The sequence below is a fragment of the Alkalihalobacillus alcalophilus ATCC 27647 = CGMCC 1.3604 genome (assembly GCF_000292245.2).
GTDB classification, from domain to species: domain Bacteria; phylum Bacillota; class Bacilli; order Bacillales; family Bacillaceae_D; genus Alkalihalobacillus; species Alkalihalobacillus alcalophilus.
In genome coordinates, this window is sequence record NZ_ALPT02000119.1 from 1 (window position 1) to 9445 (window position 9445).

11 protein-coding genes and 1 pseudogene are annotated in these 9445 nt (G+C 38.2%); 4 read left to right on the forward strand and 8 right to left on the reverse strand.

The genetic code is table 11. The features are described from left to right. On the reverse strand, positions 1–382 hold a 382-nt coding region (locus tag BALCAV_RS19705), incomplete at its 3' end, for a helix-turn-helix domain-containing protein (RefSeq protein ID WP_040324284.1). Between the two features lie 247 nt (positions 383–629). Here BALCAV_RS19705 and BALCAV_RS19710 point away from each other — a divergent pair. Together BALCAV_RS19710 and ytrI are read left to right on the forward strand one after the other, a co-directional pair. Next, positions 630–959 (forward strand): YtrH family sporulation protein, encoded by a 330-nt coding sequence (locus BALCAV_RS19710; protein WP_003321644.1) that lies wholly within the window; start codon positions 630–632, stop codon positions 957–959. Next, on the forward strand, positions 959–1471 hold the full coding sequence (gene ytrI, locus BALCAV_RS19715; protein ID WP_003321645.1) for a sporulation membrane protein YtrI: 513 nt from the start codon (positions 959–961) through the stop codon (positions 1469–1471). The genes BALCAV_RS19710 and ytrI overlap by 1 nt, the downstream gene beginning before the upstream one ends. Positions 1472–1632: 161 nt before the next feature. On the opposite strand, the gene BALCAV_RS19720 is transcribed toward ytrI, so the two are convergent. Next, positions 1633–2589 carry a DHH family phosphoesterase gene (locus BALCAV_RS19720; RefSeq protein WP_003323441.1) on the reverse strand — a complete coding sequence of 319 codons (957 nt, stop codon included), beginning with the start codon at positions 2587–2589 and terminating at the stop codon, positions 1633–1635. A 162-nt stretch (positions 2590–2751) separates the two neighbouring features. Between BALCAV_RS19720 and BALCAV_RS19725 the strand changes: the two genes are divergently transcribed. Beyond that, positions 2752–3051 (forward strand): YtpI family protein, encoded by a 300-nt coding sequence (locus tag BALCAV_RS19725; protein ID WP_003323442.1) that lies wholly within the window; start codon positions 2752–2754, stop codon positions 3049–3051. A gap of 114 nt (positions 3052–3165) precedes the next feature. On the opposite strand, the pseudogene BALCAV_RS19730 reads toward BALCAV_RS19725, so the two are convergent. From BALCAV_RS19730 to BALCAV_RS19740, 3 genes and pseudogenes are all read right to left on the reverse strand, one after another. Next, positions 3166–4469, reverse strand: a pseudogene (locus tag BALCAV_RS19730) (DRTGG domain-containing protein). An 87-nt stretch (positions 4470–4556) separates the two neighbouring features. Continuing rightward, positions 4557–4802 (reverse strand): hypothetical protein, encoded by a 246-nt coding sequence (locus BALCAV_RS19735; RefSeq protein ID WP_003323444.1) that lies wholly within the window; start codon positions 4800–4802, stop codon positions 4557–4559. Between the two features lie 97 nt (positions 4803–4899). Continuing rightward, positions 4900–5583, reverse strand: a complete 684-nt coding sequence (locus tag BALCAV_RS19740) for a metal-dependent hydrolase (protein ID WP_003323446.1) — start codon at positions 5581–5583, stop codon at positions 4900–4902. Positions 5584–5723: 140 nt separating this feature from the next. On the opposite strand from BALCAV_RS19740, the gene BALCAV_RS19745 reads away from it, so the two are divergent. After that, entirely contained in the window at positions 5724–6824 is a 1101-nt protein-coding gene (locus tag BALCAV_RS19745; protein WP_003323447.1) for a M24 family metallopeptidase, read from the forward strand. 54 nt (positions 6825–6878) lie between these two features. On the opposite strand, the gene ald is transcribed toward BALCAV_RS19745, so the two are convergent. The 3 genes from ald to BALCAV_RS19760 are packed head-to-tail and all read right to left on the reverse strand — an operon-like array spanning position 6879 to position 9222. Then, positions 6879–8000, reverse strand: coding sequence for an alanine dehydrogenase (gene ald, locus BALCAV_RS19750; protein ID WP_003323448.1), 1122 nt, complete (start codon positions 7998–8000; stop codon positions 6879–6881). Next, positions 8001–8402: a hypothetical protein gene (locus BALCAV_RS19755; RefSeq protein WP_003323449.1), complete on the reverse strand. Its 402-nt coding sequence runs from the start codon at positions 8400–8402 to the stop codon at positions 8001–8003. 55 nt (positions 8403–8457) lie between these two features. After that, complete coding sequence (locus BALCAV_RS19760) at positions 8458–9222, reverse strand: SDR family oxidoreductase (protein ID WP_003323450.1); 765 nt, start codon at positions 9220–9222, stop codon at positions 8458–8460. Positions 9223–9445: the final 223 nt, after the last annotated feature.

A 9445-nucleotide genomic window follows, 5' to 3' on the forward strand; every position in this document is an offset into this window, starting at 1 on the left:
TTTTTTTGTTGTTTACTATGGCAATGTTGCTATTTGTTACTTTCGTGGTGTAGGATTGTACCGGATTCTTTTTAGACTTGAAGCGCGGAGCTTTATTTTGTTTCTTGAAGAATCGAGTAAAGGAATCGGCAAGATTTTTCAGGGAGGATTGAAGGGCAATGCTGTCCACTTCTTTTAGCCATACGAATTCCTTTTTTAGTTGCGTTAATTCAGCCGAACAAGAAGAATACGTTAACCCTTTGCCTGTTTCTTGGTAGGTATCGTTCCATTGTCCTAAAAAGCGATTAAAGACAAAACGAGAACAGCCGATGGTTTTAGCAATGAAGATTTCCTGTTCTTTGGTTGGATAGAGACGGAATTTGTATGCTTTGTTGATGAGCATTGTTTTCACCTCAGATAGGAATGTATGTTCTTATTATACCTTAACAAGAATCTCTTTGGCTACCGCCAACCGCCATTCATCTCCCCCTTATCGTTGGGCTTCTCCCTTCACACGATTGAAGAGGGAGTCTTCTGTCGGGAAATGATAAAAAAGTTTCGCTTATTTCTTGCATAAACAAGCTGCTCCCAACCATATAGTGATAGAAACAAGCCTTCAAAAATTGAATTCAGCGGAAGGATGAGCAGAAATGACTCGTGATTTGCTTTCAACACTTGTCGATGTCTTTTTTGTCGCATTTGGGGTCATTATTGGTGGGGCTATTATCGGATGCCTTGGAGCGTTTCTAGTCGGAAAAGCCCCTTTAGAAGAGATGAAAAACTTGGCAAGTTCTTTAAAAATTTGGGCGATTGTGGCGGCCATCGGTGGCTCCTTTGACGCGATCACAAGTATCGAACGTGGATTATTTGATGGATTACATGAAGATATATTACGAACGTTTCTTATGCTTTTTACAGCCTTTTGTGGGGCACAAGCGGGTACAGTCATTATTCTTTGGATTGTTGGTGGTGAGCATTAATGAGAGTTCCTCCGTATTATCGAAGACCTGGTTGGCAACGTTTTTTTGCCGGAATTGCGATTGGTGCAATCATTGGGTGGGCTTTTTTTGTGAACCATTACGGACAAGTGTATGATTCAATGATCGTTAAAATTAAGACACAGGCCGATGAAATCACCCATTTAGAAGAAGATATTGCTCAGTTAAAAAATGACCAAATTATATTAAACGAAGAGAACAAAAACAAATTAACGGTCCAAGACATAGAAATCAGCTTTTCGAACGACAAACAATTAAAACTGAGCCAATTAACGATTCATGATTTAAAACACCAAGCCGTTGACCAAATTAGCAACTTAAAAGGTGATAGCATCGAAACGGTTTATCAAGCAAAAGATCTTATTTACCGAGCGATCGAAAATAAGACCTATGTAATCGATGATCGTAAATACCATTTCAAAATCATCGGCGAATCCTTTTACACTACCCTGCACTTAACAATTGAAATTAGGTTAGAGCCTTCATCCAATTGAAGGCTCTTTAAGAGGCCACTAAAAAACGTTCTGTTCGTTACTATATGGTTATATTAGTTAACTTACTCCGCGGGTGAACTGGGAGCCTCACGACAAAGTCGCTGCGGGGTCTCCCGTGTTTCACTATTCCCGAAGGAGTCTTATCCGACTCAAATTTTATTCTAACGGCTTGTTTTTTCATTAAATTCCGCACTCAATAGTTTTAACTTTTTCACTAATTGGTCGGCTTCTTCAAAGCTATAAACTGTTGCTCCTGAGGCCATTGGGTGTCCGCCGCCATTATATTCCTTTGCTAATTCGTTAATAATTGGACCTTTTGAGCGGAGGCGTACACGAATTTTATCTTCATCTTCAACAAAAAATACCCATGCTTTTAAGCCCTCAACACTTGAAAAAACATTCACCAACTGGGATGATTCGTTTGCTGTTAAATCAAATTGAGCTAGAATATCATTCGTTAATCGCATTTCACCAACCCCTTGATCATGATAAATAAAATGCTGCAGAACATATCCTTCTAACCTCGTTGTTTTTAACGCTTTACGATGAAGGGCTGAATAAAATTTGGGCTGGTCAATCCCGGCTTCTACTAGTTTCCCTGTACGAAGATGTGTCGCCTTTGTCGTATTATTATACATAAAACGCCCTGTATCACCGACAATTCCAGCGTATAAAGGAAGAGCTACTTCACTCGTAAAGCCTTTTTCAAAAACAGATGATGCCTCAATGAGTGCCACGATCATCTCACTCGTTGAACTCATATTTGTATCAACCCAATTCCAATCCCCATATTGATCTTCTGGAGGATGATGATCAATCTTAATCAGTTTGTCTCCTAGCTGATAACGGTCATCACTGATACGCTCTTGGTTGGCTGTATCTAAGACGAGCACCAATGCACCGTTATATTTATCGTCCTCTATTTGATCCATTTCTCCTAAAAAGCCGAGTGAATCCTCCACTTCTCCAACCGCATAGACATGTTTGGTGGGATCAAGTGCTTGAATAAGCTTTTTTAACCCTATTTGAGAACCTAACGCATCAGGGTCTGGGCGTTGATGTCGATGGATAATGATCGTTTTGTACTTCAAAATTTGTTCTTCTATCGTTTTTATCATGTTTGTCCCTCTATTCTTATTTCTAAATACCGTTTACTTTTTGCGTTAAATGGTTTCACGATTTAGACACTTCCTCAGAACTAGCTTTTCTAACAAGAAAACGTTACAATATGTCTGTATAACTCGGAGTAAATAGCTTTAACTAGGAAGGAGCCTTATCATATGGCTGATTCAATTTCAAAGATTTTAATCATTATTGTCGTTATTTCTTTTGTCTTTTTTCTTTTTAATAAATTCAAACAATGGAGAGCCACTGAATCATTAGTTAAACGAATTTACCAATCAAAAGCTAGTCTTTCTCTTGGCATGTTTATGCTTTCTTTTGGTCTAAATTTATTTGTTTCTTACAGAAGTGTACTTGAAATTGTGATTGGGGCTGTTTTTGTTATGCTCGGTGCTTATAATGCTTATCATGGCTACAAAGCCTACAATCACTATATTCCGCAAATGGAGCAAAACTAATCACAAACATATTGAAAAAGGCATGGGATTTCCCAGCCTTTTTCTTCTTCTCGTTCATAATCTAACCAATTGACTCCTAATCTTCGGCCAGCTACATAATCTTTAACATTTCACTCAATCGATTAATTGAGCCATTAAAAGGGCTTTAGAGACGATTTCATCTTCAAAGTACATTTCAACGTCAATTTTTCCGTGCTTACGACCAATTTCTAAAATGCGTGGTTTAATTCGAATCGTACTGTCAATTTGTACTGGTTTAAGGAAGTAGATTGTAATGTTTTCTAAAACGAGATTTCCTCGTTTGTATTTTCTTAATACTCTTCGACCTGCTTCAGTAACGAGTGTCGTCATAACTCCATGCGAAATCGTTCCTAATTGATTTGTCATTTGTGGTGAAACTTCACATGAGAATGTATTTTCTTCACCCTTTATCTCGTCGAATCGACTAGTAACAATATCTTCAATCGTTTCTCCCACATGTGGTTGTCTTTGAGCCATTTGTAAAGCCTTTAAAACATCTTGACGACTAACAACTCCGATAAACCTTTTTTCAGAATCGAGAACAGGTAATAATTCAATTCCTTCCCAAACCATAACATGGGCAACGGACGCAACAGATGTTCTTTCATTGACTGTAATCGGGTTAGCTGTCATTACTTTTTCAATAACGGTATCTTTTGTTGCCCCTACAACGTCTTTTGCGGTAACCATTCCTTGAACTCTCATGTTTTCATCAATAACTGGGTATCTTGAATGACCTGTTTTTTGGTTAAATTCTTTCCACTTTTCAACTGGGTCTGATGTTGATAAATAATACGTTTCATGAAGCTGTATCAAAATATCATCCACTAGGACAATATCCTTTTTTATGAGCTGATCGTAAATCGCCCGATTGATCATCGCTGCCACCGTAAACGTATCATAACTCGTCGTAATAATCGGTAGGTTTAATTCATCAGCTAATGCCACTACTTCATCACTCGTATCAAATCCTCCGGTAATTAAAACAGCTGCACCCGCTTCGAGTGCAAGCTTATGCCCGTTATAACGATTCCCCACAATAAGTAAATTGCCTGCTTCAACATAGCGCATCATTGCATCTAATTTCATCGCACCAATCACAAATCGATTTAATGTTTTATGAAGCCCTTCACGTCCACCAAGAACTTGTCCATCAACAATTTTGACGACTTCAGCGTATGTAAGTTTTTCGATATTTTCTTTTTCTTTTTTTCAATCCGAATCGTTCCAACCCGTTCTATCGTACTAACCAACCCTCGGTTTTCCGCTTCTTTAATCGCACGATATGCGGTCCCTTCACTTAATTGAAGTTCTTTTGCAATTAAACGAACGGAGATTTTTGAACCTACAGGTAATTCTGAAATAAACATTAATATTTGTTCATGTTTTGTTGGCAAGAAGATCCACCACTCTTTCATCGTCTTCTTATATATTTCAAATCTGTATTAGTCTTATTATACTTCTGTTAGAGTGGTGTATCAAGCTTATCTTCCATATTGACGCTTACTTCTCCATTCTTGAGACTTTTGCCCACTGCTACTTACCGAAACAGATTGATTTTTCTTATATAACAGTCCAATAATATTCCCAATAATCACTAATGAAACAAACAGCAGCCAACAAATAAAAAAGATTAATTCCAGACCTGTAGCCTGTAATGAAAAATAATCAAAGCTATACAAAAGCAAAATAGCTGCGATTAAAATGGAAATAAAGTATCGTTGTTTCATATTCATTAACCTCCCTTTCTTATAAAAACTATGAAAATAACCATTAAAAAAGACCAAGCTATTTGATTTTAAATCGCTTGGCCATCTTTTCTTATTATTATAATTCAGTTGATTGTCCTACCTCTAAATATAAACCTTGTCCACCTGATAAAGAATTTGCAAAAGCTTCTCCATCTTGTTCAATAAGTGGGAAAGTATTGTAGTGAATCGGAACGACTTTTTTGGCCCGAACCCAATCAGCCGCTGTTGCTGCATCTTCTGGGCCCATCGTAAAATTATCACCGATTGGTAAAAAGGCGATATCAATCGTATTTCTTTCTCCGATTATTTTCATATCTCCAAATAAACCTGTGTCACCCGCATGATAAATCGTTTTTCCTTCTGCGGTAAATAAAATTCCAGCAGGCATACCTGTATATATAATTTCCTTCGTCTCCTCAATCACATAAGACGAACCGTGAAACGCTTCCGTAAATTTGACAGTCCCAAATTCAAATGTATGGGCTCCACCTAAATGCATCGGATGTGTTTGCACACCTTGCCAGCTTAAATAAGTAGCCAATTCAAAAGGAGCAATAACTAAGGCGTCATGTTTTTTGGCTAGTTCTAAAGTGTCTCCAACATGATCATCATGTCCATGTGTAAGTAAAATGACATCAACAACAAGGTCGTCCACATTCAAATCGGTACTTCCATTCCCTGAAATAAAGGGGTCAATAATGATTTTTTTTCCATTTGTTTCGATCATTACAACAGAATGTCCGTGATAACTAACTTTCATGATTATTCATCTCCTATTTTTAATGGTATCTTCGTCCTTCATTCCCATTTTTATCTGATTCTAAACTTTAAGTCATTTGTCATTCATGGTAGATTTAATTTACATCATTATTTAATTAAAATAAGGAAGGACGATTATTTATGTATAAAAAAAGAATTCAATATGTTCAAAATTATTTAAAACAAGAAAAAATCGATTTTGCCTTCATTCAAGGGAAAGCTAATTTATTTTATTTAACCGGATTTCGCTGCGAACCTCACGAACGTCTTGTTAGCCTCATTGTCGCTCCAACGGCTGAACCTGTACTTGTTGCTCCACATATGGAACGAAGCCTCATTTTAGCAGCGGGTTGGCAAGGGGATATCATAGGGTATAGTGATACAGATAATCCGTGGGAGTTCATCACTACTTATTTACATAATAACAAGGTCGGTACTGAAAAAATGGCGATTGAGCCAAGTTTACTATCTTATGAACGTTCACAAGCACTCCTTCGTTTGGGTGAAAATACACTCCTACAAAACATTGAAGAAACATTACTACACTCACGTTTAATCAAGTCACAAGAAGAAAAGGCAATTTTACAAGAGGCAGCCAAACGAGCTGATTTCGGTGTTGAAGTTGGGGTGTCTGCCATTAAAGCGGGTCGAACAGAAATTGAAATCATTGCCATGATTGAGTTTGAGCTAAAGAAAAAAGGCGTCACGGAAATGTCATTTAACACGCTTGTATTAACAGGAGCCAATTCCGCAAACCCACACGGAAAACCGGGAATGAATGAGGTTAAGCCTGGTGATTTCGTTTTATTTGATCTCGGTGTTGTTTACGAAGGGTATTGCTCAGACATCACACGTACAGTCGCTTTTGACCACGTATCAGATAAACAGCAAGAAATTTATGCGACTGTACTTAAAGCCCAACTCCAAGCGATTGAATCGTCAGTCATTGGAGAATCTTTAGGGCAGATCGATGAAGCTGCTCGTTCCGTCATCACAGACGCTGGGTATGGTGATTATTTCCCACATCGAATCGGACATGGTTTAGGTACAGAAGTGCATGAATGGCCTTCATTAAATGCAACAAATACGATGCAACTACAGGAAGGGATGGTATATACCATCGAACCAGGAATTTATGTACCTCATGTAGGTGGTGTGCGGATAGAAGATGATATCTTTGTTGAAAAAGATGGTCCTAAATGTTTAACGAACTACCCGAAAGAATTACAAATTATTAAATAAAGCCCCATTTAAAAAGCTATTTCAAGTCGTAAAGACGAATTTGAAATAGCTTTTTTACTTATGAATTAAAATGGGTACGCGCATCGACATACTCAAGTTTTGAGCCTCAGCAACCGCTTTGTATGTGATATGACCATCTAAAGTATTAATCCCCTTTAACAAGGCTTCATTATCTAAACATGCTTGCTTATAACCTTTATTCGCAAGCTGTAAAGCATAAGGAATTGTCACATTTGTCAAACCCATTGTCGATGTTCTTGGAACCGCTCCTGGCATATTAGCGACCGCATAATGTACGACATCATGTTTTAAATAAGTCGGATTATCATGGGTTGTGACCCGATCAACGGTTTCAAATATTCCGCCTTGGTCAATCGCAACATCGACGATTACTGACCCTGGCTCCATGCCACTAACTGTCTCCTCCTTAACTAAACGAGGTGCTTTAGCTCCCGGAATTAAGACGGCACCAATCACTAAATCTGAACGTCTCACAGCCTCATCAATATGGAATGGATTTGACATTAACGTCTGGATTTGACGACCATATAAATCATCAAGTTGGCGAAGTCGTTCAGGATTTAAATCAAGCAATGTCACCTCTGCTCCAAGTCCCATCGCAATTTTGGCAGCGTTCGTTCCGACAACACCACCACCAACAACGGTCACTCGTGCTCGCTCAACCCCTGGAATTCCTGAAAGTAAAATCCCTTTACCACCTTTTGATTTTTCTAAAAACTGAGCTCCAATTTGAGCCGCCATTCTTCCGGCAACCTCACTCATCGGTGTCAATAAAGGAAGACTGCCATTTGGTAATTGCACCGTTTCATAGGCAATTCCAACCACTTTATTTTCGACAAGTGCTTTTGTCAATTCAAGCTCAGGGGCAAGATGCAAGTACGTAAAGAGAATAAGCCCTTCTCTAAAATACTTATACTCCTCAGCAACCGGCTCCTTCACCTTCATAACCATATCAAAAGACCATGCTTCCTTTGCCGTATCAACAACTGAAGCTCCTGCCTCTACGTATTGGTCGTCGGTAAAACCACTCCCGTCACCTGCACTTGTTTCGATATAAATTTCGTGTCCTGCTTGTTTTAAGGCATGAACCCCAGCAGGAGTCATTGCCACACGATTTTCATTATTTTTAATTTCCTTTGGTACGCCAATTTTCATTTATTTCAGCTCCTTCTCCAATTGGGAATTCCATGTCCACGTAAACAGCTTACTCTCCTCAGACATAAAACGAATATCTACTTTCTCCAACTGTTTATAACGTTTTTGTAACACTTCTACCATTTCTTCCATCTTTGCTTTTGGGTGAAGGTGAAGCAGCTGAACCATTGCGTCTACTTCTTTTTTAGCCTTTTTACCTTTTATGACATAATTCCCTTCTTCGTATTCATAATGATTAGGACTATCATATTCCCATTCATATTCCGTACCATCATTCAGAATTGATATCCTAACGGAATAAGCTGTCATAAGCTCTGTCCCAGACACTTTAGCCTCTGCCATCTGAGCTCCTATAAAAAGTAACAAGCAACTAAAAAGAATAAACCCAATTTTTCTAGCCATTTTTAAAGATCACCTCTAACTTTTAAGATGATACAAATTGGGCTGATCTATTCATTTATCTTTCCCTATTTATCACATCAACACCACCAGTCACATCAATCACACTTCCAGTGACCATATCAGCATTTTCATCACAGAGGAAAAGAACCGTTCTGGCAATATCTTCTCCTGTTGCAGATCGACCAATTGGTGTATTTCCATTTTTTTGTTCTATTCTTGCTTCTTGAATGGAAGCTTCTTTCATATCACCTAAAATATTTCCTGGATTGACCATGTTTACTGTAATACCATTTTCTGCTTCTTCAATTGAAACAGTTTTCATTAAGGAAACGACTCCTACCTTTGCAGCCGCATATGCAGACCGGTACTTCCATCCAGGTGCATGATTCGCCTCTTGAAAACCATAAGTGACTATACGACCAAACTTCTGCTTCCTCATAATAGGGATCACTTTGCGAAATAAATGAAATACTGCACTCAAATTTCCCTCGATCATGTTATACCATTCGTCTTCTCTATAATCGACCAGTTTTTTACGTTCAAATATATAAGGTCCTGCGTTATTGATGAGGATATCGATTCTGCCAAAACGCTCAAAAGTTTGTTCAATCGCTTTATCAAGGTCTTTCTTATCGGTCACATCCACTTGAATAAATTGAATTCGTTCACTCTCATTAGACCACTTCTCTTTAATTTTATTAATCGCTTCCTTATCCTTATGATATGTGATTGTCACAGAATAGCCTCTACTTAATAAAGCATTCGTCACTTGGTAACCAAGCCCTTTTGTTCCAGCTGTTATAAAAGCATGCCGCCTCATAATAACCTCCCGCTCAATAGTTATCGTTTTCTTTTGATCATACTACTTGCCAGAAAGATTGTAAAAAAATAAGTGTGAAAACTCTATAACCCACCGCTATTTTTCGTGAATTATTACTCAACTTTCGCATCGAGAAAATCCGTTCAACGAGTTGGCAGAGCGAAAAGGAAGCTCTTAAACAAATGCCCTTGACACGTTTGAAAAGCTAGAACGCACTATCAAA